Origin of the sequence: Duganella rhizosphaerae (genome assembly GCF_040364205.1) — a bacterium.
In the GTDB taxonomy this organism is placed as follows: Bacteria; Pseudomonadota; Gammaproteobacteria; order Burkholderiales; family Burkholderiaceae_D; genus Rugamonas; species Rugamonas rhizosphaerae.
The window spans coordinates 409,187-435,331 of sequence record NZ_BPWK01000002.1; the positions used below are offsets into that span (position 1 = coordinate 409,187).

At 65.0% G+C, this 26,145-nt stretch carries 22 protein-coding genes and 1 pseudogene; 17 read left to right on the plus strand and 6 right to left on the minus strand.

What is annotated here, in order from left to right; all coding sequences use genetic code 11:
• Nucleotides 1–113: 113 nt before the first annotated feature.
• Together RUGAMON1_RS05770 and RUGAMON1_RS05775 are read left to right on the plus strand one after the other, a co-directional pair.
• Complete coding sequence (locus tag RUGAMON1_RS05770; RefSeq protein ID WP_445229598.1) at nucleotides 114–989, plus strand: PEP-CTERM sorting domain-containing protein; 876 nt, start codon at nucleotides 114–116, stop codon at nucleotides 987–989.
• Nucleotides 990–1,078: 89 nt separating this feature from the next.
• Nucleotides 1,079–1,864 (plus strand): substrate-binding periplasmic protein, encoded by a 786-nt coding sequence (locus RUGAMON1_RS05775; RefSeq protein WP_445229599.1) that lies wholly within the window; start codon nucleotides 1,079–1,081, stop codon nucleotides 1,862–1,864.
• Nucleotides 1,865–1,876: 12 nt separating this feature from the next.
• Here the strand turns inward: RUGAMON1_RS05775 and RUGAMON1_RS05780 are convergent, their stop codons facing one another.
• Nucleotides 1,877–3,646: an allantoate amidohydrolase gene (locus RUGAMON1_RS05780; protein WP_445229600.1), complete on the minus strand. Its 1,770-nt coding sequence runs from the start codon at nucleotides 3,644–3,646 to the stop codon at nucleotides 1,877–1,879.
• Between the two features lie 57 nt (nucleotides 3,647–3,703).
• Nucleotides 3,704–4,639, minus strand: coding sequence for a LysR substrate-binding domain-containing protein (locus RUGAMON1_RS05785; RefSeq protein WP_217942973.1), 936 nt, complete (start codon nucleotides 4,637–4,639; stop codon nucleotides 3,704–3,706).
• Between the two features lie 118 nt (nucleotides 4,640–4,757).
• Between RUGAMON1_RS05785 and RUGAMON1_RS05790 the strand changes: the two genes are divergently transcribed.
• From RUGAMON1_RS05790 to RUGAMON1_RS05800, 3 genes are read left to right on the plus strand one after another with little or no spacing between them, the layout of a single operon-like run.
• On the plus strand, nucleotides 4,758–5,975 hold the full coding sequence (locus RUGAMON1_RS05790; RefSeq protein WP_445229601.1) for a urate hydroxylase PuuD: 1,218 nt from the start codon (nucleotides 4,758–4,760) through the stop codon (nucleotides 5,973–5,975).
• Between the two features lie 10 nt (nucleotides 5,976–5,985).
• On the plus strand, nucleotides 5,986–7,218 hold the full coding sequence (locus RUGAMON1_RS05795; protein ID WP_445229602.1) for a M20/M25/M40 family metallo-hydrolase: 1,233 nt from the start codon (nucleotides 5,986–5,988) through the stop codon (nucleotides 7,216–7,218).
• 1 nt (nucleotide 7,219) lies between these two features.
• The gene (locus RUGAMON1_RS05800; RefSeq protein ID WP_445229603.1) at nucleotides 7,220–7,663 is read left to right on the plus strand and encodes a thioesterase family protein; all 444 of its coding nucleotides are present in this window, start codon (nucleotides 7,220–7,222) and stop codon (nucleotides 7,661–7,663) included.
• A 2-nt stretch (nucleotides 7,664–7,665) separates the two neighbouring features.
• On the opposite strand, the gene RUGAMON1_RS05805 is transcribed toward RUGAMON1_RS05800, so the two are convergent.
• Nucleotides 7,666–8,403, minus strand: a complete 738-nt coding sequence (locus RUGAMON1_RS05805; protein ID WP_445229604.1) for a transporter substrate-binding domain-containing protein — start codon at nucleotides 8,401–8,403, stop codon at nucleotides 7,666–7,668.
• A gap of 86 nt (nucleotides 8,404–8,489) precedes the next feature.
• Here RUGAMON1_RS05805 and RUGAMON1_RS05810 point away from each other — a divergent pair, with 86 nt between their 5' ends.
• Genes RUGAMON1_RS05810 through RUGAMON1_RS05820 form a run of 3 tightly spaced genes read left to right on the plus strand, consistent with a single transcriptional unit; the run spans nucleotide 8,490 to nucleotide 11,981 of the window.
• Complete coding sequence (locus RUGAMON1_RS05810) at nucleotides 8,490–9,746, plus strand: paraquat-inducible protein A (protein ID WP_445229605.1); 1,257 nt, start codon at nucleotides 8,490–8,492, stop codon at nucleotides 9,744–9,746.
• Nucleotides 9,739–11,370: a PqiB family protein gene (locus tag RUGAMON1_RS05815; RefSeq protein ID WP_445229606.1), complete on the plus strand. Its 1,632-nt coding sequence runs from the start codon at nucleotides 9,739–9,741 to the stop codon at nucleotides 11,368–11,370. Before RUGAMON1_RS05810 ends, RUGAMON1_RS05815 begins: the two co-directional genes overlap by 8 nt.
• The gene (locus RUGAMON1_RS05820) at nucleotides 11,367–11,981 is read left to right on the plus strand and encodes a PqiC family protein (RefSeq protein ID WP_445229607.1); all 615 of its coding nucleotides are present in this window, start codon (nucleotides 11,367–11,369) and stop codon (nucleotides 11,979–11,981) included. Before RUGAMON1_RS05815 ends, RUGAMON1_RS05820 begins: the two co-directional genes overlap by 4 nt.
• On the opposite strand, the gene RUGAMON1_RS05825 is transcribed toward RUGAMON1_RS05820, so the two are convergent.
• The gene (locus RUGAMON1_RS05825; RefSeq protein WP_445229608.1) at nucleotides 11,978–12,886 is read right to left on the minus strand and encodes a LysR family transcriptional regulator; all 909 of its coding nucleotides are present in this window, start codon (nucleotides 12,884–12,886) and stop codon (nucleotides 11,978–11,980) included. The genes RUGAMON1_RS05820 and RUGAMON1_RS05825 overlap by 4 nt on opposite strands.
• Before the next feature lie 92 nt (nucleotides 12,887–12,978).
• On the opposite strand from RUGAMON1_RS05825, the gene RUGAMON1_RS05830 reads away from it, so the two are divergent.
• The 6 genes and pseudogenes from RUGAMON1_RS05830 to RUGAMON1_RS05855 all read left to right on the plus strand — a co-directional run bounded on the left by RUGAMON1_RS05830 (nucleotide 12,979) and on the right by RUGAMON1_RS05855 (nucleotide 22,136).
• Nucleotides 12,979–13,683 carry a histidine phosphatase family protein gene (locus RUGAMON1_RS05830; RefSeq protein WP_445229609.1) on the plus strand — a complete coding sequence of 235 codons (705 nt, stop codon included), beginning with the start codon at nucleotides 12,979–12,981 and terminating at the stop codon, nucleotides 13,681–13,683.
• A gap of 21 nt (nucleotides 13,684–13,704) precedes the next feature.
• Nucleotides 13,705–14,934: an acyl-CoA dehydrogenase family protein gene (locus tag RUGAMON1_RS05835; protein ID WP_445229610.1), complete on the plus strand. Its 1,230-nt coding sequence runs from the start codon at nucleotides 13,705–13,707 to the stop codon at nucleotides 14,932–14,934.
• 21 nt (nucleotides 14,935–14,955) lie between these two features.
• Nucleotides 14,956–16,035 carry a LacI family DNA-binding transcriptional regulator gene (locus tag RUGAMON1_RS05840; RefSeq protein WP_445229611.1) on the plus strand — a complete coding sequence of 360 codons (1,080 nt, stop codon included), beginning with the start codon at nucleotides 14,956–14,958 and terminating at the stop codon, nucleotides 16,033–16,035.
• Nucleotides 16,036–16,347: 312 nt separating this feature from the next.
• A complete protein-coding gene (locus RUGAMON1_RS05845; protein ID WP_445229612.1) occupies nucleotides 16,348–18,828 on the plus strand; it encodes a TonB-dependent receptor in 2,481 nt (826 codons plus the stop codon).
• A gap of 132 nt (nucleotides 18,829–18,960) precedes the next feature.
• Nucleotides 18,961–21,333, plus strand: coding sequence for a DNA polymerase II (locus RUGAMON1_RS05850; RefSeq protein ID WP_445229613.1), 2,373 nt, complete (start codon nucleotides 18,961–18,963; stop codon nucleotides 21,331–21,333).
• A gap of 12 nt (nucleotides 21,334–21,345) precedes the next feature.
• Nucleotides 21,346–22,136: pseudogene (locus tag RUGAMON1_RS05855) on the plus strand (isocitrate lyase/PEP mutase family protein).
• Between the two features lie 5 nt (nucleotides 22,137–22,141).
• On the opposite strand, the gene RUGAMON1_RS05860 reads toward RUGAMON1_RS05855, so the two are convergent.
• Together RUGAMON1_RS05860 and RUGAMON1_RS05865 are read right to left on the minus strand one after the other, a co-directional pair.
• On the minus strand, nucleotides 22,142–22,558 hold the full coding sequence (locus tag RUGAMON1_RS05860; RefSeq protein ID WP_445229614.1) for a DoxX family protein: 417 nt from the start codon (nucleotides 22,556–22,558) through the stop codon (nucleotides 22,142–22,144).
• Nucleotides 22,559–22,582: 24 nt separating this feature from the next.
• On the minus strand, nucleotides 22,583–23,407 hold the full coding sequence (locus tag RUGAMON1_RS05865; RefSeq protein WP_445229615.1) for a pirin family protein: 825 nt from the start codon (nucleotides 23,405–23,407) through the stop codon (nucleotides 22,583–22,585).
• Nucleotides 23,408–23,512: 105 nt separating this feature from the next.
• Between RUGAMON1_RS05865 and RUGAMON1_RS05870 the strand changes: the two genes are divergently transcribed.
• From RUGAMON1_RS05870 to RUGAMON1_RS05880, 3 genes are read left to right on the plus strand one after another with little or no spacing between them, the layout of a single operon-like run.
• The gene (locus RUGAMON1_RS05870; RefSeq protein WP_445229616.1) at nucleotides 23,513–24,403 is read left to right on the plus strand and encodes a LysR family transcriptional regulator; all 891 of its coding nucleotides are present in this window, start codon (nucleotides 23,513–23,515) and stop codon (nucleotides 24,401–24,403) included.
• Between the two features lie 56 nt (nucleotides 24,404–24,459).
• A complete protein-coding gene (locus RUGAMON1_RS05875) occupies nucleotides 24,460–24,717 on the plus strand; it encodes a hypothetical protein (protein ID WP_445229617.1) in 258 nt (85 codons plus the stop codon).
• Nucleotides 24,717–26,075: a methyl-accepting chemotaxis protein gene (locus RUGAMON1_RS05880; protein WP_445229618.1), complete on the plus strand. Its 1,359-nt coding sequence runs from the start codon at nucleotides 24,717–24,719 to the stop codon at nucleotides 26,073–26,075. Before RUGAMON1_RS05875 ends, RUGAMON1_RS05880 begins: the two co-directional genes overlap by 1 nt.
• Nucleotides 26,076–26,145 lie beyond the last annotated feature (70 nt).

Sequence of the window (26,145 nt, forward strand, 5' to 3'; positions counted from 1 at the left end):
GATATCCGAAACGCCAAGCCTCTGACTTTATTGGTTTTACGTGTCGGGGCATACTTCCTGCGTCGCGTTTCAACGGCCGGCATCCCGCCGGCGGTTGACCAGGGAGACGCGACATGAACATCCATTCCAGAATCGGGCGCGGCTGCATGCTTGGCGCAGTGCTTGCCACGATGGCGGCGGCGCTGCCGGCATCTGCCGCGCCGTTCTTCTTCAGCACCGGCGGCCCCGATGGCTTGATCGGCACGGCCACGCGGCCCGGCAGCGGCGGCAAGGTCGAAATTGAATCGGCGGACGACTTCATACTCGGTTCGCACACCAGCATTACCAGCGCAAGCTTCACCGGGCTGCTGACCGGCGGCGCCACGGCGGCCAACATTGGCCAGGTGGTGGCGGAGATCTATCGCGTGTTCCCCAAGGACTCCACCAGTCCACCATCGGGCCGGGTACCGACGCGCACCAATTCGCCGTCCGATGTGGCGTTCGACAGCCGCGATAGCGGTGGTGGTGGGCTGAGCTTCTCGATCGCGACGCTGGGCGCCTTCAGCGCCGCCAACAGCGTCCTCAATGGCATCAACCCGATACCGAACCAGACCACCCACGGTGAGGGGCCGATCAGCGGCACCGAGGTGACCATCACCGTCAACTTCGGCTCGCCGTTCGATCTGCCGGCCGATCACTACTTCTTCGTGCCACAGGTGGCGGTGACGGGAGGGGAGTTCTACTGGCTGTCCGCCGCCAAGCCGGTTGCAGGCGGCACCGGTCCATTCGTGCCCGACCTGCAAAGCTGGATACGCAACGAGCCGCTGGCGCCGGACTGGCTGCGCATCGGCACGGACATCGTCGGCGCCGGCGCTTTCAATGCTTCGTTCTCGCTGGTGGGCGCCACGGCGGTGCCGGTGCCAGGCAGCGTCGCGCTGCTGCTGGCGGGCGTGCTGCCGTTTGCCTTGACGCGCCGCCGGCGCGCGCCGGCGGCCATGCCTCACGCATAGCTGCACATGAAAGCCAGCAGGACATCGGCGGGAATGGTGATACACTGGGGCATCGGCGCCGGTCGGCGCTGCGGCAACCGGGAGGCTCTGTGCTTGGTAAGTCGCTTCTGGCGGCAGCGCTGCTCTTCGCTTACGGCTTCGCCCATGCCGGGGCCTACCGCTGCGTATCGCTCAACTATCCCCCATTGATCCAGCAGGACGCCGGCGGACCTGCATACGGTCTGGCGGTGGACATCGTCGCGACGGTGATGGCGCGCCTGGGCCATACCGTCAGCGTCGAAATCCTGCCCTGGGGCAGGGCGCTGGCGTTGATCCGGCAGGGCGAGCGCGATTGCATCTTCACGATCTTCCAGTCGCCGGAGCGCGAACAATTTCTCGACTTCAGCCGCGAATCGCTGATCCCACAGATCATTTACTTCTACGCCAGGGACGACCACAGCGCGCGCTTCGACGGCGACTTCACCGCGCTGGCCGGCCTGCGGGTGGGCACCGTGTTGAGCGTGAACTACGGCGCCCGTTTCGAGGCGGCACGCCCGCAACTGGCGATCCGCGAGGTGCCCACGCTGGAGCAGAACTTCCGCAAGCTGATACTCGGCCGGGTCGATCTGATTCCCAGCAATGTGTACACCGCCAGCTACACGCTTGACAAGCTGATAGGCGCCGAGCTGGCCGGCCGTATCGTCAAGCTGCCGCAGGCGATAGACAGCGTGCCCAGTTACATTGCCTTCGCCAAGGGGCGCCGGCTGACCGCGTTGCGCGACCAGTTCGACGGGGGGCTGCGCGCCCTGATCGCCAGCGGCGAATACCGCCGGCTGCTGGAGCGCTACCGCATCGAGTGGACGCCTGAACTGAGCCGGCAGGTCGAGGGACGCTAGCCCGGCATAACGCTAGGCGGGGCGGAAGCTGCGCAGGAAGTCGAGCAGCACCACGGTCGCCAGTTCGGCGTCGTCGGCGGTCATGGTCTCCAGCGGGTTGTGGCTGATGCCGCCGTTGCCGCAGCGGGTGAACAGCATGGCCACGTCGGTGATGGCGGCCATCGCCATCGCGTCGTGACCCGCGCCGGAAAGGAGGTCGAAGCGCGGCAGGCCGGCGCGTTCGATGGCGGCGCCGAATTGCTGCATCAGACGCGGCGCGCACGGCGCGGCCGAAGCATTCACGATCTGCTGCATGCCCACTTCCACCTGGCGCCGCGCGCAGATCGCCGCGATGCCGTCCAACACATCCTTCACCGCAGCCAGGCGCACCGCATCGTCGGCGGCGCGGATATCCAGCGACAGCTTGCAGGCGCCGGGTATCACGTTGACCGAACCGCCTGGCACCTGCAGCTGGCCGACCGTGCCGACCAGCGACTCGCCTTGCGCGCAGCGTTGCTCCACCAGCAGCACGATTTCCGCCGCCGCCGCTGCCGCGTCCTTGCGCATCGTCATCGGCGTGGTGCCGGCGTGGCTGGCCAGGCCGGTCAGCTCGACCAGGTAGCGCGAGCTGCCGGCGATGGCCGTCACCACGCCCAGCGCCAGGTCGCGCTCCAGCAGCACCGGGCCTTGTTCGATATGGACTTCCACGAAGCCGAGCAGTTGCGCAGGATCGCGCGCGATGGCGGGAATGCGCGTCACGTCGTGTCCGGCGGCCAGCAGCGCGTCGCGCATGGTGACGCCGTCGGCGTCGGTCTGGTCCAGCAGCGACAGGTCGAAGCGGCCCGTCACCGCGTTACTGCCCAGGAAGGTGCTCTTGAAGCGCACGCCTTCCTCTTCGGCGAAGCCGACGATCTCGAAATGGAAGGGCAGCTTCTCGCCGCGCTGGTGCAGATGGCGCACGATGGCGATCGGCAGCAGGATGCCGAGGCGGCCGTCGTACTTGCCGCCGTTGCGCACGGTGTCGTAGTGGGAACCGGTCATCAGCGTCTTCGCGTCCTGCGCATCCGAGCGGTAGACGCCGACCACGTTGCCGACGGCGTCGATGTGCGCATCCATGCCGGCGTCGCGCATCCAGTCCACCAGTTGTGCGGCGGTCTTGCGGTGTGCTGGCGTCATGTAGGCGCAGGTCAGGTCGAAGTCCGCGTTGGCGCTGTTGTCGGTGTCGCTCCATGCGGCGATGGTTTCGCACCACTGCATGATGGTCGGACCGAAGTCCAGCGTGACGCCCAGCAGGTCGTTCAGGCGCAGCTCGGCGATGCGCTTAATCTGGCGCAGGCACTCGGCGATTTCGTCGGCGCGCTGGTTCTTCAGGCGGCGCGTGAAGGTGGCGATGATGGCGCGGCGCGTCAACCCTTGCCCGTCCGGGCCTTTGACGGCGAGGATGAAGGGGAAGCCGAATTTAACGTTGTAGTCCGCGTTCAGCTGGTGCAGCGTGGCGAATTCCTCGGCGCTGCACAGGTGCAGGCCGGACTTGGCTTGCTCGTTGGTGGATTCGGCCGTCAGCTGGCCGGATACCGCGGCCTTGCCCGCCAGTTCGGGGTGGGCGCGGATCAGGCCCAGTTGCTCGTCCAGCGTCGCTGCACTGACCACCGCCTGCAAGGCCAGCTTGAGCGCGGTGGCGTTGGCGAAAGGCCGCTGGACCGCCGCCCGTTCCGGTATCCACGGCGAGTGCTCGTAGATGCCGCGCAGGCGGTCGGTGAAGGTGGCGGCGTCGCAGCTGTTTAGTTCGGAAAGTGTGGTCATAGCCTAGTGTAATCGCAACTGATCCGTGCAGTTATATGCGGTATCCGCTAAGGGTTATTATTTGCCGAGCGCCTTGGCCGCCGTGGCGACCTGCTCGCGCAGCCACTTGTGCTCCGGTGCCTGGTGCACGCGCTCGTGCCACAGCTGGTAGAAGCGCATCGGCGGGAACTTGACCGGCACCGTGAAGGTCTTCAGCGGCATGTTGCGTTCGTAGTAGCGCACGAACTGGCGGCCGGTGGTTAGCACCAGGTCTGTCTGCGTCAGCATGTACGGGATCAGGCCGAAGTAGGCCGATTCCACCGCGACGTTGCGTTGCAGGCCCTGGCGCTCAAGGAAGTCGTCGATGACGCCGTGGTAGCCGGGCAGGATCTGCGTCGGCGCCACGTGGGGCAGGGACAGGTAGTCGTTGATCGTCATGTCGTCGCTGCCGGTGCGCAGCGCATACGGGCAGTCGGAACGCATCACGGCGATGATCGGGTCCTCGAACAGCTTGGACATGTGCAGGTGCTCGGGCGGCTCGTCCCAGTTGGCGATGACCAGGTCCATGTCGCCGTCCGACAGCAGGCGCACGTAGTCCACGCCGGGGCCCAGGCCGTGGATCTTCACGCGGCTGTTGGGCGATCCGCGCCGCAGCAGCGCCACCAGATTGGGCAGGAACTGGCTGTCCAGATAGTCCGGCGCGGCGATGTGGAAGGTGCGCGCTTCTTCCTGCGGCACGAAGGGAGACTTTTTCAGGAACAGGTTCTCGGTCTCGTCGAGGATGCGCTTGGCCGGGATCAGCAGGCTTTCGCCGTGCTGGGTCGGCACCATGCCGCGCGCGCCGCGCACCAGCAATGGGTCGCCCGTCAGCTCGCGCAGCTTGCGCAGCGAGGCGGAGATCGAGGGCTGCGGCTGATTCAGTTTGAGGGCGACGCGTGAGACGTTCTTCTCAACCAGCAGCAGGTAGAGGATGCGGATCAGGTGCAGATCCAGGTGTTGCGGCAGGGCGGCCATGGGAGTATTTCTGTTATACGGAATCGGATATGTTTAATATACTCTAATGTTCATGTGGTCCGCATCAATTCCGTTTATCTTCTGTAAATTAGCCACACTCTTTACCCAGAAAGCTCCCATGGATTTATACGCCTATCTGATCCCGTACGGCCTTGAGTGGCTAAACCTGATCGTGCGCTGGCTGCACATCATCACCGGCATCGCCTGGATCGGCGCTTCGTTCTACTTCGTCTGGCTGGATAATTCGATCCGCCCGCCGGCTCCCGGCTCGGAGCTGGCGAAGAAGGGCGTGTCTGGCGAGCTGTGGGCGGTGCACGGCGGCGGTTTCTACAACCCGCAAAAATACCTGGTGGCGCCGGCAGAACTGCCGAAGGACCTGCACTGGTTTAAGTGGGAAGCTTATTCCACCTGGCTGTCCGGCATCGCACTGCTGACCATCGCCTACTACTTCAACGCCCAGGCGATGATGATCGATAAATCGGTGGCCGATATCGGCAGCTGGCAGGCGATCGGCATCGGCGTCGGCACGCTGGTCGTCGGCTGGACCGTGTACGACCTGCTGTGCCGCTCGCCGCTGGGCCAGCGCGACCTGTGGTTCGGCGTGGTGGTGTTCGTGCTGATCGTCGGCGCCGCGTATGGCCTCACGCATGTATTGAGCGGCCGCGCCGCCTACATCCACGTCGGTGCGCTGATCGGCACCATCATGGTCGGCAATGTGCTGATGCTGATTATTCCTGGCCAGCGCAAGATGGTGGAGGCCATGTCGGCCGGCCGCCTGCCGGATCCTGTCCACGGCCAGAAGGCCAAGCAGCGCAGCGTCCACAATAACTACTTCACGCTGCCGGTGCTGTTCATCATGATCAGCAACCACTATGCGATGACTTACCGGAACGACCGCGCCTGGCTGGTGTTGGCCTTCATCATGGCGGCCGGTGTCTTCATCCGTCACTTCTTCAACCTGCGCCACAAGGGCCGCGTGGAGTGGCGCTATCCGGCCGTCGGCGTGGCGCTGCTGGTCGGGGTGGCGGTGGCGATCGCGCCGCCGCGTCCCGTGGCGGTGGCAGCTGCCGCCGACCCTGCGGCGCAATTCGCCAAGGTGAAAACCGTCATCGACCAGCGCTGCGTGGCCTGCCACTCGGCCCATCCGTCGCAGGCCGGCTTTGCGACGGCGCCTGCCGGCGTGATGCTCGACAGCGCCGAGCAGGTCCACCAGAACGCGGAAAAAATCTACAAGCAATCGGTGCAGCTGAAAGCCATGCCGCTTGCGAACCTGACCAATATGACCGATGCCGAACGGGCGCAGATCGCGACCTGGTTCGAGTCCGGCGCCAAGTGAGAGAACAGCGATGACGACGAACAAAGAACAACTGGCTCAATGGATCGACGCGCACTTCGATGAAGAAGTCGGCGTATTGCAGCAGCTGCTGCGCGTGCCGACCGACACCCCGCCCGGCAACAACGCGCCGCATGCGGACATGGTGGCAGACCTGGTCAAGGCCTACGGCTGGACCGCCGAGAAGCACGCAGTGCCGGCGCAGGTGGTGCAGGACTACGGCATGGAGACCATCACCAACCTGATCGTGCGTCGCCCGTACCAGGCCGGCGGCCCGACCGTGGCGCTCAACGCCCACGGCGACGTGGTGCCGCCGGGCGACAACTGGACCTATCCACCGTATGGCGGCGTGGTGGAAAACGGCTACATCTACGGCCGCGCCGCCGCCGTCTCCAAGTGCGACTTCGCCACCTACATCTTCGCCACGCGCGCGCTGGAGGCGCTGGGCTTGCCGTTGAAGGGCGGGCTGGAACTGCACTTCACGTACGACGAGGAATTCGGTGGCCTGCTGGGGCCCGGCTGGCTGCTGGAGCAGAAGCTGACCAAGCCGGATTTCGTCATCGCGGCGGGCTTCAGCTACAACATCGTCACCGCGCACAACGCCTGCCTGCAACTGGAGATCACCGTACATGGCAAGTCCGGCCATGGCGCGATGCCGGAGACCGGCCATGACGCGCTGCAAGCTGCGACCCGCATCCTGAACGCGATCTACGACCAGCTGCCTGAATTGAAAAAGGTCAAATCGAAAATCCCCGGCATCGACTCGCCGACCATGCTGGTGGGCCGCATCGACGGCGGCACCAATACCAACGTGGTGCCGGGCAAGGTCGTGCTGAAGATGGACCGCCGCATGATCCCGGAAGAAGATCCGGTTGTCGTGGAAGCGCAGGTGCGTGCGCTGATCGAGAAGGCGGTCGAGGGCCAGCCCGGCATCCGCGTCGAAATCAAGCGCCTGCTGCTGTCGCACGCGCTGCGCGAGCAGCCGGGCACCGAGAAGCTGGTGGCGAGCCTGCAGCAGAACGCGCAAACCTTCATCGGCGAGAAGATCCCGGCGCAAGGCACGCCGCTGTATGCGGACGCGCGCCTGTACGGCGAACAGGGCATCCCGGCGGTGCTGTACGGCGCCGGCCCGCGCTCGGTACCCGAGTCCAACGCCAAGAAGGCGGATGAACGCTTGCTGCTTGAAGACCTGCGCAAGGCGACCAAGGTGGTAGCATGCACGCTATTGGATTTCCTTGGAGCTTAAAATGTTTGAAAAGAAGATGATGGCCGGCTGGGGCGATATGGACTTCAACAGCCATATGCGCAACACGGCCTTCCTGGACAAGGCGGGCGATGTGCGCATGCTGTTCCTGTCGGAGAACGGCTTTCCGATGAGCGAATTCATGCGCCTGAAAATCGGTCCGGTGGTGATGAAGGACGAAATCGCCTACTTCAAGGAAGTCATGCTGCTGGAAGAGATCACCGTCACGCTGGGCGTGGCCGGCCTGTCCGAAGACGGCAGCCGCTGGTCGCTCAGCACCGACATCATCCGCGCCGACGGCAAGCTGGCCGCGCGCGTGACCAGCACCGGCGGCTGGCTCGATCTGGCGGCCCGCAAGCTGATTGCACCGCCGGCCAATCTGCTGGCCACCTGGCGCTCGCTGGGCAAGACGGCGGACTTCCAGGAACTCAACACCAGCATCAAGTAAGGCTATTTGGCCTCGTAGAACTTGTGGTGCAGCTGCGCCGGCAGGCCGCGTGCGGCCATGCGCCTGGCGGCGTCGGACAACACCGGCGCCAGCGCCGCGTTATCCTTCCCCAGATAGATGTACAGCGGCAGATCCTCCACCGAGGCGCTGCTATGGCCCTGGGCCAGCAGCGGCCTGGCCTCGTTGCTGATGCCGCCGTCGTCGAACACGCAGGCGTCGTCGCGCGCCACCAGCACCATTTGCAGGCAGGCCGCTTCGTTTTGCACGTCATGCGGCTGGATCGCCGGCTGCAGCGCCTCCAACCGTTGCTGGTACAAATAGATGCCGCGTTTGTAGCTGACCGTCCTGACCTTCTTCGCCAGCGACTCCCAACTGGTGATGTCCTTGTCGGTACGGGTGAAGATGCGCGTGCGCGAGACGATGAAGGGTTCGTCCAGCCGCACATAGTCCGGATGCTTCTGGAGATAGCCCTTGACGCGGCCTACTTCGCCGACGATGCTGCCGGCGGCGAGCATCGCTTCGGAACGCCGTCCCGGCAGGCTTTGCAGCGTGCAGCGCTGCCTGCTCTCGGCGCACAGTTGCTGAAGGTAGGCGCTGGCGTACAGGAACAGCGGCGAGTTCTCGTCGTGGGTGGTGCCGAATACCAGTTCTTTCCCCGCCTGCGCGTGCGCGCAGCCCGCAACGGCCAGCGTTGCGGCGATCAGGATGTTGAACTGGCTGCGGAACATGGTCATCTTCATTGCCGATGCATTTGAGGCCGCGATTTTAGCGGATTATCGTATCGATTGTCGTATCATAGGGCCATTATTGAACAAACGGCCAGCCAGTGCATCGATATGATTTGATCAGCTGTCACGATTGCGGCGTACTGCACAAGCGGCGCCCGGTGCTGCCGCGCGAGAAAGCGCGTTGCGTGCGCTGCCGTTCCATCCTCTATCGCGGCATCCATTCGGACGTCAACCGCATGGCTGCCATCACCTTGTGCGCCATCTTCACCTTCCTGATCGCCCAATTTTGCCCCATCGTTGAACTGGAAGTGGGCGGCTACTCGTCCAGCGCCACCTTGCTCGGCGCGATACGCGTACTGTGGACGGAGCAGATGCAGGTGGTGGCTGTGATTGTATTCCTGTTCACGGCGCTGTTGCCGGCGGTGGAGCTGGGCGCGCTGCTGTACGTGACGCTGGCGTTGCGCGCCGGCGTGCGGCCGCCGGGTTTCGACCACTTGCTGCGCGCCGTCGGCGCCGCCCGGCGCTGGGGAATGACCGAGGTGCTGATGATCGGCATCCTGATCACCATCGTCAAGATGACCAGCCTGGCGCAGGTGGTGGTGCAACCGGGCCTGTTCGCTTTCGGCGCGCTGACGCTGATGCTGGCCATCGTCACTTCTTTCGATCCGCAGATGCTGTGGAATATCGGCGAACACCTGCCGGGGCCGCGCCGTCCGGCGCAGGCGGAGTTCCGCTACACGCCGCATATGCGCCTGGCCGCTTGCCACAGCTGCGGCCTGGTGGCGCAGGACCAGCCGGCCGCGCACCGGCATTGTGCGCGCTGCGGCGCGGTGCTGCACCGGCGCCGTCCCGACAGCGTGGGCCGCACCTGGGCCTTCCTGCTGGCGGCCACCATCCTCTACATCCCCGCCAACCTGCTGCCGGTGATGTACACGCACTCGCTGTTCGGCAAGGAGGACGACACCATCATCAGCGGCGTGGTCTACTTCTGGACCAGCGGCTCGCCGGCGCTGGCGGCGATCATCTTCATCGCCAGCATCGTGGTGCCGGTGCTGAAGCTGGCGGCGCTGTCGCTGCTGGCGCTGACGACGCAGCGGCGCTCGCGCTGGCGCCCTTTGCAGCGCACGATGCTGTACCGGATCGTGGAGTTTGTCGGCCGCTGGTCGATGCTCGATATTTTTGTGATTACGCTGACGGTGGCGCTGGTGCGCTTCCAGTCTTTGGCCGTGATCACCGCCGGTCCCGGCGCGCTGGCGTTTTGCGCGGTGGTGGTGCTGACGATGCTGGCGTCGATGCAGTTCGACCCGCGCCTGATCTGGGACCCAATCGATTCAAATGGAGAGAACCATGCCTGAAAACGAAAGCGGCGCGCCGCCGCTGCCCGAGCCGAGAGTGGAGAAGGCCAATCGCTGGCTGCCTTCGCTGGTGTGGCTGATCCCCTTGCTGGCCGCCTTGATCGGCCTGGCGCTGGTGGTCAAGTCGGTGATGGACCAGGGCCCGACGGTGACGGTGAGCTTCCGCAGCGCCGACGGCCTGGAACCCGGCAAGACCAAGGTCAAATACAAGGACGTGGATATCGGCCTGGTGCGCTCGATCACGCTGTCGCGCGATTTGTCCAAGGTGCTGGTGCTGATCGACATGAGCAAGGAAGCCAAGCGCTTCACCGCCGCCGATACCCGGTTCTGGGTGGTGCGGCCGCGCGTGGGCGCGAGCGGCGTTTCCGGCCTGAGTACTTTGCTGTCGGGCGCCTACATTGGTGTCGATGCCGGTAAATCGGAGGAGGTCAAGGAGGAGTTCACCGGCCTGGAAAAACCGCCGCAGGTGGCCGGCGACGACAAGGGTAGCAAGTTCACGCTGCATGGCGAGAGCCTCGGCTCCATCGACGTCGGTTCGCCGATCTTCTACCGCCGCATCCAGGTCGGGCAGGTGGTCGGCTTCGATCTGGACGAGAAGGGGCGCGGCGTGAAAATGAAGGTATTCGTCAGCGCGCCGTATGACCAGTACGTCGGCAAGAACACGCGCTGGTGGCATGCCAGCGGCGTCGATGTGCGGCTCGATTCGAACGGCTTCAAGGTCAACACACAGTCGCTGGCGGCCTTGCTGGTGGGCGGCATCGCGTTCGAGACCATGAACGGCCAGAAGCCGGACCAGCAGGCGGCGCCTGGCACCGACTTCCCGCTGGCCTCCGACCAGGCCAACGCCTTGCGTGAGCCGGATGGCGTGCCGATTACCACGGTGCTGTACTTCGACCAGTCGCTGCGCGGCCTGTCGCCGGGGGCGCCGGTGGACTTCCGCGGCATCGTGCTGGGAGAGGTGCGCTCGGTCGGCGTGGAGTTCGATCCGGTAAAGAAGAACTTCCGCATGCCGGTGACGGTGGACATGTACCCGGCGCGCCTGGGCCGCAGCTTCCAGCAGACCGTCTCCAGCGACCAGGATCGCAACGCCGGTCCAGTGGTGCTGGAGCGCATGGTGGCGCGCGGCCTGCGCGGCCAGCTGCGCACCGGGAACCTGTTGACCGGCCAGCTGTATGTGGCGCTGGACTTCTTCCCGAACGCGCCGAAGGTCAATCTGGATGTGGCGCAGTATCCGCTGGAGGTGCCGACGGTGCCGAACAGCCTGGACGAGCTGCAGACGCAGATCGCCAGCATCGCGCGCAAGCTGGATCAGGTGCCGTTCGGCGAGATCGGCAACAACCTGCGCGATACGCTCAAGAGCGCCAATGTGCTGCTCAAGCAGATCGATGCACAGGTGGTGCCGGAGATGAAGGACACGCTGGGCGCTGCCCGCAAGACCTTCGGCGAAGCCAACCAGCTGCTGCAAAAGGATTCGCCGGTGCAGTCCGACCTGCGCGAGGCCTTGCAGCAGCTGACGCAAACGCTGCAATCGCTGAACGCGCTGTCGGATTATCTGGAGCGTCATCCCGAGTCGCTGCTGCGCGGGAAAACGAACAAGCAGGACACCAAGGGAGAACCTAAATGATGCAGCATACAACTGCGCCAACCGCGCTGGCCATGGTGGCCATGGCGACCATGCTGTTGGCCGGTTGCGCCGCCGCACCGCCCGAGCACTTCTACAGCCTGAGTAACGGCATGGGCGTGCCGGCGCCCGCCGCCAAGCCGCCGGGCTACTACATCGAACTGCCGGCGGTGACGGTGCCGCAGCAGGTGGCGCGCTATCAGCTGGTGGTCAACACGGAGGCAGGGCGCATCGATCTGCTGGAGCACGAGCGCTGGTCGGCGATGCCGGCGTCGGAGCTCGGCCAGGCGCTGTCGCTGGCGATCACCGGCGAGCTGGGGACGGTGGATGTGTTCCGCACGCCGACGGCGGACGGTGCGCCGGTCTACCGCATCAGCACCAACGTGCAGCGCTTTGAATCCGCGCCCGGACAGTATGCGCTGATCGATGCGGTGTGGAGCGTGCGTCTGGTCGGCAGCAGCAAGGTGCTGACCTGCCGCAGCGTCGCCAACGAAGCGGTCGGCGGCGGCTACGACGCGCTGGTGGCCGGCCACCGCCGCGCCGTCACCCGCATCGCCGCCGATATCTCCAAAGCCGTTCGCACGCTGGCCTCCGGCGCCAGCACCGGCTGCTAACCAGCCGTCTGCATGGCCTGCTTGACCTGCTCGCGCAGCCACACGCTGGCTGGATCGGTGTCGATGTTGGCGTGCCAGTACAGGTAGATGTCCAGCGACGGCATCGTCAAGGGGAAGGGCAGGATCTGGTTGCCGAACTGTTGGTTGACCACGCGCGCCAGCCGTTCCGGCATCGTCAGCGCCAGGTCGGTCTGGCTGACCGCGCGGCAGGCGGCGAAGTAGTGCTGGCAACGCAGTCGCACGCGCCGCTGTAGCCCCATGCGGCTCAGTTCAAAATCCTCCAGCCCCGGCCCGCGCCGGCGTGAGCTGGTCTGGATGTGTTCCAGTTTCAGATACGAGTCCAGATCCAGCGCGCCGCTCACCAGCGGATGATCGCGCCGCACCAGCACCACCGTCTGGTCGGTCGCCAGCAAGGTGCGGCGGATGTCGTTCGACAGCGGCAGCAGGATGTCGATGGCGACGTCCAGGCTGCCGGCCGCCAGTTCGCTTTCCAGCTCGCGCCGGCCCACCTGCAAGGTGTTCAGGCCCACCGTCGGCGCATCGTGGGCCACGCGCGCCATCAACGGCGGCAGCACGCTCGCCTCCAGCACGTCGCGCAGCGCCAGCGAGAAGGTGCGTTCGCTGGTGGCGGCGTCGAAACGCTCGGCGCCGTTCAGCGTCACCTCAAAGCCGCGCAGCGATTGCCGCACCGGGTCGATGATGGAGCGGGCCAGCGGCGTCGGCACCATCACATGGCCCTGGCGTTCGAACAGCGGATCGTCGAACAACTGGCGCAGCCGGTTCAGCGCGTGGCTGATGGCGGGCTGGGTCAGGTTCATCTTCAGGCTGGCGCGGGTGATGCTGCCTTCTGCGTAGATCGCCTCGAAGACGATGAACAGGTTGAGATCGACCTTGGATATATGCATGAAATTTATTCGGCTCAATTAAAACTATTCATTTGATGAATTATAGGCCGGACGTTAAGCTGGTGCGTGTTTTGATCTGGAGCTGGAAGAAAATGGGACAAATTTATCTGGTGCGCCACGGGCAGGCCTCGTTCGGCAGCGCCAATTACGACCAGCTGTCGACGCTGGGCTACGAGCAGGCGCGCTTGCTGGGGCAGTGGTATGCCAACAGCCGCCAGTCCTTCCAGCGCGTGGTGGTGGGCGGCATGGCGCGTCATCGCCAGACCGCCGACTCCTGCCTGGCCGAGCTGCCGAAAGCCCTGCTGGCCGACACCGACTGGATCACCGACCCTGGCTTCGCCGAATTCGATCACCTCGAAGTGCTGCGGCGCCACTGCCCGGAGGTGGACGACGCCGCCGCCTTCCAGCAGATGCTGGCGCAGCACGAAGAGCCGCAACGCGCGCTGGAGCATCTGTTCCGCGCCGCCATGCAGCGCTGGATGAGTGGCTGGCACGACGACGAGTACACCGAAACCTGGCCGGAATTCCGCCGCCGCTGCGTGGGCGCGCTGGAACGGCTCGATACCGACAGCAGCAAGCAGGCCACCATCGTGTTCACCTCCGGCGGCGTGATCGCCACGCTGATGCAGCACCTGCTTGGCTTGCAGGACTATCAGGTGATGGAGCTCAGTTGGGCATTGGCCAATTGCGCCGTCACCAAGCTGCTGCAACGTCCCGGCCAGTTCACGCTCAGTTACCTGAACAACTACTCGCACCTGGAATGGCTGGGACAACCCGGCGCCGTCACCTACCGATAAAGAACGATAAAGGACAGCATCATGGACTTCGACTACAGCCCGAAAGTAAAGCAACTCCAGGCCCGCCTGACGGCCTTCATGGACGAGCATATCTATCCGAACGAAGCGCGCTTCCACGCCGAGATCGACGCCAACCGCGCCGCCGGCGACGCCTGGGTGCCGACCGTGGTGATGGAAGAGCTCAAGCTCAAGGCGCGCGCGGCGGGCTTGTGGAACCTGTTCCTGCCCGACTCCAAGCACGGCGCCGGCCTGACCAACCTGGAATACGCGCCGCTGTGCGAGATCATGGGCCGCGCCGTGTGGGCACCGGAAGTGTTCAACTGCTCGGCGCCGGACACCGGCAACATGGAAGTGCTGACCCGCTACGGCACCGAGGCGCAGCAGCGCGAGTGGCTGGAGCCGCTGCTCGATGGCCGCATCCGTTCCTGCTTCGGCATGACCGAGCCGGAGGTGGCCTCGTCCGACGCCACCAACATCGCCAGCTCCATCGTGCGCGCCGGCGACGAGTATGTGATCAACGGCCGCAAGTGGTGGTCCTCCGGCGGCAACGACCCGCGCTGCAAGGTCTTCATCTTCATGGGCAAGAGCGATCCGGATAACCCCAACCGCCATGTGCAGCAGTCGATGATACTGGTGCCGCGCGATACGCCGGGCGTCAACGTGCTGCGCCACCTGCCGGTGTTCGGCTTCGACGACGCGCCGCACGGCCACGCCGAAATCGTCTTCGACAACGTGCGCGTGCCGGCCTCCAACCTGCTGCTGGGCGAGGGCCGCGGTTTCGAAATCGCCCAGGGCCGCCTCGGGCCGGGCCGCATCCACCACTGCATGCGTTTGATCGGGTTGGCCGAGCGCGCGCTGGAGCAGATGTGCCGGCGCAGCTTGAGCCGCGTCGCTTTCGGCAAGCCGGTGGCGGAGCAGGGCGTGACGCTGGAACGCATCGCCGAGTCGCGCATCATGATCGACCAGGCGCGCCTGCTGGTGCTCAACGCCGCCTACATGATGGACACCGTCGGCAACAAGGTGGCGGCCAAGGAGATTGCCATGATCAAGGTGGCGGCGCCGGCGATGGCGTGCAAGGTGATCGACTGGGCGATCCAGGTGCAGGGCGGCGGCGGCATGGCCGATCCTTTCCTGGCCTCGGCCTACGCCGGTGCGCGTTCGCTGCGCCTGGCCGATGGTCCGGATGAAGTGCACCGCAGCCAGATCGGCAAGATGGAGCTGGCCCGCTACAAGGCCCCGCGCAGCCACTGACGCCGGTGTTAGAATCGCCGCATGGATGACGCCCCGGATCACAACTCGAACGCAGCACCGTTGACGCAGGCCGCGCCGCGCCGCAGCCGGCGCAAAAGCGGCGGCACCACGCTGCGCGACGTCGCCAAGCTGGCGGGCGTGGCGCCGATCACCGCCTCGCGCGCGCTGAACACGCCGAACGCGGTGTCCGACGCCATCCTGCTGCGGGTGCGGGAGGCGGTGGAGCAGACCGGCTACGTGCCCAATATGCTGGCCGGCGGCCTGGCCTCGCGCAAGAGCCGGCTGGTGGCGGCGGTGATCCCCACCATCTCCGGCAACGTGTTCCTGGAGATGGTGCAGTCGCTGACGGCGTCGCTGGCGGCGTCCGGCTACCAGCTGATGCTGGGCCAGTCGGGCTACGAAGATTCGCGCGAGGACGAACTGCTGGAGGCCATCATCGGCCGCCGTCCCGACGGCGTGATACTGACCGGCATCATGCGCTCGCCGCAGGGACGCCAGCGCCTGCTCACCAGCGGCATCCCGGTGGTGGAGACCTGGGACCTGACGCCCGACCCGATCGACATGCTGATCGGCTTTTCCCATGAAAAAGTGGGGGAGGCGGTGGCGCGCTACCTGCACGCGCGCGGCAGGCGCCGCGTCGCCACGCTGAGCGCCAACGACCAGCGCGCGATGCGCCGCATGAAGGCCTTCTCCGATACCGCCATCGCCCTCGGCATGGCCGCGCCGGGCGAGAGCGCGGTGCCGGGCTGGGTGGTGCCGGCGCCGACCAACGTCGGCCTGGGCCGCAGCGGCCTGCGCGAACTGCTGGCGCGCCATCCCGACATCGACGCGCTGTTCTGCAGCTCGGACATGGTGGCGCTGGGCGTGCTGACCGAAGCCCAGGCCCAGGGCATCGCCGTGCCGGAGCGGCTGGCCGTGGTCGGCCTGGGCGATCTGAGCTTCTCGCGCGATTTGCAGCCGGCGCTGACCACCGTGCGCATCGACGGCGCCCGCATCGGCAGCACCGCCGCCCGCTTCATCATCGAACGCTCGCAGGAACGCGAAGTGAGCGATGGCATCCTCGATATCGGCTTCTCCATCATCGAACGCGACAGCGCCTGACGCCGGTTACAAATCCGTTCACCCCCCTTTCTGAAAATTATTGACATCTGCTATCCACCGGACTAACCTAAGTCATCGTACAACTGGTACCGGTACCATCAGCCGGACGCCAGAGGCATTTCATAGGGGGACGCCCCGTTTGAGCTGATGAAATGGTACGGCGCGGGAGTTCGGTGGTGTGGCCCAGGCTGTTGTTAAACGTCTACACATCGTACAACTGAGTGGGATTACGCAGAGCAGTCTTTATCTGTCAATTAGGGGACAATAGTGTTTAACAAAAATTACAAGCATCGCGATCTGCATACAACGACCATGACCACCATCAAGATGACGCCGCTGGCGCTGGCGCTGTTTGCCATGGGCGCCCAGGCGCAGGAGCAGTCGAGCGCCAAACCCGGCCAGCTGGAAACCGTGGTGGTGACCGCCAACAAGCGCGTCGAAAAACTGGAAAGCGTGCCGATGGCCATCTCGGTCATGAGCGAGAAGGAAATCCAGCGCACCAACGTCCGCGAGATCGAGGACGTGGTCAACATGATGCCGTCGCTGACCATCAGCTCCGGCACCACCGCCGCCAACAACGCCATCTTCATGCGCGGCATCGGCACCGTCTCGGTCGGCATCGGCGTCGAGTCGGACGTGGCCGTCATCATCGACGACATCCCCATCGCCACCCAGTTCCAGGCCTTCAAGGACCTGGCCGACATCAGCCGCATCGAAGTGCTGAAGGGGCCGCAGAGCACGCTGTTCGGCAAATCGGCGGTGGCTGGCGCGGTCAACATCGTCACCAAGCCGCTGTCCGGTCCGATGGTCTATCGCGGCAGCACCTACCTGACCAGCGACCACGAATGGCGCGTCAACGCCTCGATGGGCGGCCGCATCAACGACCAGTTCGCCATGCGCATCGCCGCCAGCGACACGCGCCTGCCGGGCACCTTCCACAACCTGACCGACGGCCGCGACGTCAACGGCTCGGGCGGCAAGACCTTCCTGGCCAAGCTGCAATGGACGCCGCTGGATAATTTCTCGGTCGACCTGACGCCGCACTACAACTACATGGAGAACACCCGTGGCGTGACCGCCATCAACGGTTTCGTCCTGCGCACCGGCTCGGCCGCGGCGGGTAACCTGGTGTCGACCCCGGTGGGCACCAACGGCGTTTATCTCAACGGCAATCCGCTGCTGCCGGCAGGCACGGTGCTGGCCGGGATCGACGTCAACGATCCGAACAACCGCAACGTGCGCCGCGACTTTCCGACCGGCCTGGTCTCCAGCGACCGCGGCACCGGCCTCAAGCTGACCTACACCTTGCCCAACGATGCGCAGCTGATGTCGATCACTTCGGTGGACAAGTATTTGGCCAACGATTTCCGCGACCAGGACTTCGCCGACGTGCCGACCATCGCCGAAGCGGGCAAGACCGCGCTGACGCAGGGGAACAACCAGTTCGGCACCTACGACATCCGCGCCAAGACGCAGGAGATCCGCTACGTCTCGCCGGACCAGGGCAGCTTCAAGTACGTGGCCGGCCTGTGGCTGGCGCATAACGAGATCTACCGCCACTTCATCCGCGGCTACTGCGTGGCGCCGACCGTGTGCAACGCCAACTCCAACTCCAGCCCGACCAACTACTACACCGACATCTACAACACCAACAAGGCCTTGTTCGGCCAGGCCTCCTGGGAGTTCGCGCCGACCTGGACGCTGGAGGCCGGCTTGCGCGCCAACCAGGAAATCTCCGGCTTCCACTACGCGCGCAACTTCTACACCAACCAGGTGGACCGCGCCAGCTTCGTGCCCGGTCCGGTGGGCGTGGACCAGTTCCAGAGCACCGGCAATTCCGACCGTTCCTACACCGGCAAGGTCAGCCTGCAGAAGCAGCTGACGCCGGAGTTGATGGTGTACGTGATGGGCGCGACCGGATACAAGGGCAAGGCGTACGACGTGACGTCCGGCCTGAAGGCGGTGGCGGCGTTCCCGGTGAGCCCGGAGACCAGCCAGACCATGGAAATCGGCGCCAAGGCCAATCTGTTCGACAACCGCATGTCGCTGGCGGCCACGGTGTACAACTCGGAGTTCTTCAACTACCAGCAGAACGTGACCTACGTGCTGCCGAACGACCCGACCATCTACAGCCAGCTCAATTCGATCCCGCGCATCCGCACGCACGGCTTTGAACTCGACGCCAACCTGCTGGCGGCCAAGGACCTGACCATCAACGCGGCGCTGGCGTTCACGCTGCCGACGATCGAGAAGTGGGCCAACGGTCCATGCTACGCCGACACCACCAACGTCGCGGTCGGCGGCACCAAGCTGGCGGCCAACGGTTCGATCGCCGGCCAGAACACCAGTTGCTTCCCGATCGCGCCCGGATCGACCACCGGCGTGCAGAACCTGGACCACAGCACCTTCCCGGGCACGCCGAAGATCAAGCTGAACATCGGCGCCAATTACGAGTTCCCTGTGCCGCGGTTGCCGGTCAATGGTTTCGTCAACGTCAACGTGCGTTACCAGGACAAGTACTACACCAACATCAACAACGACCCACGCTCGTTCAACGCCGGCTACAGCATCACCGACCTGGGCTTTGGCGTGAAGGACCAGAAAGACCGTTACGGCATCAGCTTCCGGGTGAACAATCTGTTCGACCGCTTCTACATCCCGAACGCCAACGCCAGCGGCCCGACCTTCCGCTCCGGCCCGACGGGCACCTCGCCGCAGCTGACGGTCAACAACTGGGTGCCGCCACGTGACGTGTTCCGCTACTTCAGCATCAAGCTGGACGTGAAGTACTAACACCGGGGTCAAGTCTGACATTCGGACACGAGCTCTACCGTAGCAGCCTGCTACGGTAGAGCTCGTGTCCGAATGTCAGACTTGACCCTCGATTGTTTTGCGGGCTGTATGTGCATACAGTATAATTCTGTCATGACGCAAACCGCCCAACACGGCTTTATCCTGACTCGCCACTGGCGAGACGCGGCTAATGGGACGGAGATCGAATTCTGGTTGGCGACCGACGACGGCCCGAAAAAGATCCGCCTGACCGCCCAGACTTCGGTGGCTTTCGCCGAGGCCCGGCAGCGCTCGGCCATCGAGGCGCTGATCGACGATAAGTCCGGCATCGAGCTGCGCGAGCTGGAGCTGAAAACCTTCCAGCAGGAGCCGGTGGTCGGCATCTACGCCTCCCGCTACAAGCAGCTGACCGCGCTGGAACGCACCTTGCGCGAACACGGCATCAAGATGCTTGAGGCCGATATCCGCCCGCCCGAACGTTATCTGATGGAGCGCTTCATCACCGCCGCCGTGCAGTTCGAAGGCGGCCGCGCGGAAGGCGCGTCCACCATCCACAACTGCAAGCTCAAGCCCGCGCCCGAGTACCGCCCCAAGCTGAAGATGGTGTCGCTCGATATCGAGACCAGCGCCTTCGAGGATTTGTATTCGATCGCGCTGGAAGGCTGCGGCCAGCGCCAGGTCTACATGCTGGGCGCGCCTCAGCAGTCGTCGCAAGCGATCGACTTCGACCTGGAATACTGCGCCACGCCGCGTCAGCTGATCGAGAAACTCAACGCCTGGTTCGCGCGCCACGATCCCGATGTGCTGATCGGCTGGAACGTGGTGCAGTTCGACCTGCGGGTGCTGCAAAAGAACGCCGACAAGCACAAGATCCCGCTGGCGCTGGGCCGCGAGGGCAAGACCATCGAGTGGCGCGAGCATCCCGGCAAGCAGGGCTATATGTTCGCGCCGGTGGTCGGCCGCATCGTCCTCGACGGCATCGATGCGCTGAAGGCGGCGTCGTGGACCTTCCCGTCCTTCAGCCTGGAGAACGTGTCGCAAGCCATGCTGGGCGAGGGCAAGGATATCGGCGACGTCTACGACAAGATGGCCGAGATCGAACGCCGCTTCCACGAGGACAAGCCGGCGCTGGCCCACTACAACCTCAAGGACTGCGAGCTGGTCACGCGCATCTTCGACAAGGCCAATCTGCTGGCCTTCATGATCGAGCGCGCCACGGTGACGGGCTTGCAGGCCGATCACCTGGGCGGATCGATCGCCGCCTTCGGCCACCACTACCTGCCGCGCATGCATCGCGAAGGCTATGTCGCGCCGAGCGTCGGCGACGTCTCCGGCGGCGCCTCGCCGGGCGGCTTCGTCATGGACTCCAAGCCCGGCCTGTACGACTCGGTCGTGGTGCTCGATTACAAAAGCCTGTATCCGTCCATCATCCGCACCTTCCTGGTCGATCCGGTCGGCCTGGTCGAAGGCGAAAACGCCGCCGACCAGTCGACGGTGGTGGAGGGCGTCAACGGCACCGTGTTCTCGCGCACGCGCCACTGCCTGCCCGAGATCACCACGCAAATCTGGAAGCAGCGCGACGCCGCCAAGCGCGCCAAGAACGAACCGCTGTCGCAAGCGCTGAAGCTGCTGATGAATTCCTTTTGCGGCGTGCTGGGCGCGACCGAATGCCGTTTCTTCAATCCCCGCCTGGTCTCCTCGGTCACGCTGCGCGGCCACCAGATGATGAAGCAGACCCGCGAGCTGGTCGAGGCGGAAGGCTACGACGTGATCTACGGCGACACCGATTCCATCTTCATCTGGCTGAAAAAGGAATACGAGAACAGCGAGGCGCTGGCCATCGGCGAAGGCCTGGCCGGCAAGATCAACAGCTGGTGGCGCACCATGCTGATGGAAAAACACGGCCTCGAATGCCACCTCGAAATCGAGTTCGACACGCACTATCAGAAGTTCTTCATGCCCACCATCCGCGGCACCGAGACGGGCAGCAAGAAGCGCTACGCCGGCCTGACCATCAACGCCAAGGGCGAAGAAGAGGTCATCTATCGCGGCCTGGAAGTGGCGCGCAGCGACTGGACGCCGCTGGCGCAGCAGTTCCAGCAAGGCCTGTTCACGCGCATCTTCAAGGACGAGCCCTACCAGGAATTCGTGCGCGACTATGCGCGCAAGACCATGTCCGGCGACTACGACGAGCTGCTGGTGTACCGCAAGCGCCTGCGCCAGCGGCTGGATGAATACAAAGTCAACGTGCCGCCGCAGGTGCGCGCCGCACGTTTGGCCGACGAGTACAATCAGGCGCAGCATCGCCCGCTGCGCTACCAGAACGGCGGCTGGATCAGCTACGTGATGACCACCAGCGGCCCCGAACCGACCGAAGTGATGCGCTCGAATATCGACTACGAGCACTATCTGACCAAGCAATTGCAGCCGATCGCCGATTCGATCCTGCTGCCGATGCACGACAGTTTTACCAACCTGACCACGGCGCAAGCCAGCCTTTTCTAAAACGGAGATAGCATGAGCGATTTCAAGAAACTGCACGACGGAAGCAAACTGCTGCACCTGCCCAACGCCTGGGACGCCGGCAGCGCAAGATTGTTTGAAAGCCTGGGCGCGCCGGCCATCGCCACCACCAGCGCCGGCGTGGCTTTGCCGCCGGCTATGCCGATGGCAACAAGATGCCGGTCGACGTGGCGGTAGGCGTCGCCGCCAGCATCGCCCGTGTGCTGACGGTGCCGTTGTCGGTGGATATCGAAAACGGTTATTCGGATGACGCCGACACGGTCGCGCAAACCGTGCTGCGCCTGATCGAGGTCGGCGTGGCCGGCATCAACCTGGAAGCCGGCAACGACGCGCCGCAATTGCTGGCCGCGAAAATCACCGCCATCAAGAAACTGGCGGCGCAGTCGGGCAAGGACATCTTCATCAACACCCGCACCGACGTGTATCTGAAAGGCCTGGCGCCGGAAGGCGAACGCGTGGCCGAAGTACTGAAGCGCGCCGCGCTCTACAAGGAAGCCGGCGCCGACAGCCTGTTCGTGCCGGGTATCTGCAAGGTCGACGACATCAAGGCGGTGGTGGCCGGCGCCGGCTTGCCGGTCAATGTGATGGACTGGCCGGGCGTGCCGTCCGCCGACGAGCTGCACAAGCTGGGCGTACGCCGCCTGAGCGCCGGCTCGGGTATTTCGCAAGCCTTGTGGGCGGTCGCCGCCGACATGGCCAGGGACTTCCTGGCCACCGGCAGCGCCGGTCCGCTGGTTGAAAAAGCCATGCCGTACGGCGATCTGCAAAAACTGTTTATCGCGTGAGCTGATTACGCCGCTTGACGTCCACCGCTGACGGCGCGGCGGTTGTCGAAGCTGTAGGCGCCGGCGCCAAAGGCCACCACTTGCAGCAGGCCGCCCGCCATCGCGATGTTCTTCAGCAGGTGGATCATCTGGTTCTGGTCGCCCACCGCGTGGTGGAAGGCCAGGCCGGTGACGATGGAAAACGCCGCCAGTCCCGCCGCCACCAGGCGGGTCTGGATACCCAGTGCCAGCAGCAGGCCGCCGCCCAGTTCGACGGCGATGGCGATCACCAAAGCCAGCATCGGCAACGGCAGGCCGGACGAGGCGATATAGCCCATCGTGGCGGCCGGCGCGGCCAGCTTGCCGATGCCGCTCATGACGAAGATGGTCGCCATCAGGACGCGGCCGATTGCAGGGATAACGGAAGTGTTAGCGTTGTTCATGATCGTTCCTTTTCGTGAGTTGGATTACATTAAATTTGCCGAGCGCAGTTGCGTGCCGATGCGTTCGATTTCTGTTTCGCCTTGCGCCAGCGCGGCTACGCTGGTGTGTACCGAGTAATACCCTGTGACCAGTTCGTGCGGATGTTTGACCGCCGAGCCGAGCACGAATTCCGTCTCGCCCTCGGCGACGAAGTCGATGGCATCGCCACCTTCCTCGAACACCGCCAGCTCGCGGCCGATCACCGCGTCGCCCGCGTGCAGCGCACCGTCGGCCACCGCGACCCAGGCCACGTCGTGGCCGGCCGGCGGCTGGTAGCTCCAGCGTTCGCCGTCACGCAGCTTCACGTGCAGGTAGGTCAGCGAAGCGCGCGGCTGGATGCGGCTGGCGGCGTAGCCGTAGCGGCCGAGGATCACCCGCGCCGGGCCGCTGCTGGCCACCTGGTCCGCCGCCAGGTACTGGCTGTGCGCCGGACCGTTTTCATCTTCCGGCGGCAACGCCAGCCACAGCTGGAAGCCGTGCACCGGCACGTTTTCGGCGGGACCGCCGTCGTGCCAGACGCCATTGCCTGCGCTCATCCACTCGACGCCGCCGGTGTGCAGCACGCCTTCGCTGCCGGTGGTTTCGCGGTAAGCCATCGCGCCTTCCATGATGACGGTGGTGGTGGCGATGCCCGAGTGCGGATGCATGCCCATCTTGCCGCCACGGCTGGCTTCCATGCGGAAGCGGTCGAGGAAGACGAACGGTTTGATCATCTGGCCCACGTCGCCGGGACTCGCCAGGCGGGTGATGGGACCGCGGGTGTTGCCTTTGGTGCGGAATGCGATGCTGCGGTTTGCTGTGGTGTTCATGTGCTTGCTCCTTGTTTATTGCCGTGCATGAAGAGCATCTTAGGCCTGCGCTATCCATCTGAATACCCTATATAATTGGATGGATAGTATCCAAGGAGTAGATACATGCTTGACGCCATGTCGATGGACCAGCTGCGCACTTTTATCGCCGCAGCGGACGAAGGAAGTTTCTCGGCCGCCGGCCGCAAGCTGCGCCGGGCGCAGTCGGTGGTCAGCACCACGCTGGCCAACCTGGAGCAGCAGGTGGGCTTCATGCTGTTCGAGCGCACCGGCCGCTATCCGCAGCTGACCGAGGCGGGCAGGGCGCTGCTGGAGCAGGCGCGCGCCGCCGTCGGCGGCATGGATGCGTTCAAGGCCAAGGCGCGCACGCTGGCCGAGGGGCTGGAGCCGGAGCTGGCGGTGGCCGTCGATGTGATGTTCCCGATCGCCACGCTGACGGCGGCGGTGCAGGCGTTCAAGGCGGAATTCCCCACCACGCCGCTGCGGCTGTATGTGGAGGCGCTGGGCGCGGTGGTGCAGCCGCTGATCGCCGGCAGTTGTCGGGTGGCGATCATCGGCTCGCTGCCGGAAATTCCGCCCGGCTGCGCGTCGGAATTCCTGCTCAGCGTGACGGCGGTGTGCGTGGTGGCGCCATGTCATCCACTGGCGGCGGCATCGGCGCATATTCCGCAGGCGGACGCCGCGCAGCACGTGCAACTGGTGCTGACCGACCGCTCGACGCTGACGGCCGGCCGCAACTTCGGCGTGGTGGCGGCGCAGACCTGGCGGCTGGCCGACCTCGGCGCCAAGCATGCCTTCCTGCGCGCCGGCCTGGGCTGGGGCTATATGCCGCTGCACATGGTCGAGGAAGACCTGCGCACCGGCAAGCTGGTGCGCATCGCGCTGGAGGCGCATGCGCCGCTCGGGCCGGGCTTCTCGATGCACGCCATCCACCTGCGCGACCATCCGCCCGGTCCGGCCGGGCGCTGGTTCGTCAACCAGCTGAAGCTGGTGTGAGGCCGTTGCTAGCATACAACTAGTGCAACTTGGCATTTCAGATGCGTCGGAGCATCATGGACAGCTCAACCATCAAGGAGCTGGCGATGAATCTGGCGAATCTCAGGATTGCGGTGCGGCTGGGCTTACTGGGTGGATTTGTCTTCGTCGCGCTGGTGGCGGTCGGCGTGGGCGGCTGGAGCGCCATCGCGTCCGGCAACGCCAGGAGCGCCGCCGCGCTGGAGCGCGCCAGCATCCTCAGCGACGCCATCGATACCACCCGTAGCGCGCAGGTGGAATTCAAAACCAGGTCCAGGCCTTCAAGAACATCCTGATGCGGGGCGCCGAGGCGGAAAAGTACACCGCGGCGTTCAAGAAGTCCGCCGCGCTGACCGATTCCGAGCTGGGCAAGGCCAAGGAATTGATGGCCAAGGTAGGCGTCAATACCGCGCTGGTGGACGACACGCTGCACGCGCATCAGGAGATGAGCGGCAAGTTCCTGCAGGCGCTGGCGCCCTACCAGCCGGACTCGCCCGACAGCGCGCGCGCAGTCGATGAATCGGTGCGCAGCATAGACCGGGCGCCGACCAAGAAAATCGACGACATCGTGTTGTTCATCGAGGGCGAATCGCACCGTCTGCTGGCCGGCATGGCGGAAGAACGCGAGACCGCCCAGCGCCGCTCGGCCATCATGCTGTTCGGCGTGGTGGCGACCACGCTGGTGGTCGGCGGGCTGGCCGTGGCCTGGCTGGCGCGCAGCATCACGACGCCGCTCAACGCCGCCATCGCCATCGCGCAAACGGTGGCCAGCGGCGATCTCAGCGCGGAGATCGAAGTCTCCGGCACGGACGAAATCGGCACCTTGCTGGATGCGCTCAAGCACATGCAGGACAGCCTGGCCGGCATCGTCGGCAAGGTGCGGGCCGGCACCGAAGCGATCGCCAACGCCTCACAGGAAATCGCCAGCGGCAACCTCGACCTGTCGGCGCGCACCGAGGAACAGGCCAGCTCGCTGAGCGAGACCGCCGCATCGATGGGGCAGCTGACCGCCACCGTCAAGCGAAACGGCGAGAACGCCAACCAGGCCAGCACGCTGGCCGGCAACGCCTCGCAGGTGGCGGTGCGCGGCGGCGAGGCGGTGGCGCAGGTGATCGACACCATGGGCTCGATCAACGAGTCGTCCAGGAAGATCGTCGACATCATCGGCGTGATCGACGGCATCGCCTTCCAGACCAATATCCTGGCGCTCAATGCGGCGGTGGAGGCGGCGCGCGCCGGCGAGCAAGGGCGCGGCTTCGCGGTGGTGGCGTCGGAAGTGCGCAACCTGGCCCAGCGTTCGGCGGCGGCGGCCAAGGAAATCAAGGAGCTGATCAGCGATTCGGTCGCCAAGGTCGAAACCGGCAGCCGGCTGGTCGGCCAGGCCGGCAACACCATGGACGACGTGGTGGCCAGCGTGCGCAGCGTGAGCACCATCATCAGCGATATCGCCGTCGCCAGCGGCACGCAGAACGAAGGCATCGACCAGGTCAACCTCGCCATCGCCCAGATGGACAGCGTGACCCAGCAGAACGCCGCCCTGGTGGAGCAGGCGGCCGCCGCCGCCGAAGCCATGCAGCAGCAGGCGCTGAACCTGGCCGAAGCGGTCAGCGTCTTCAAGATCGCCGGTCACCATCGGAACGCGCTGACGGTGTAGCAAAAAACAAACATTTTCCGTCGCCGGTGCTTGCCGCCGGCGACGGCGCCGGTTCTTTTCCGGACGGTCA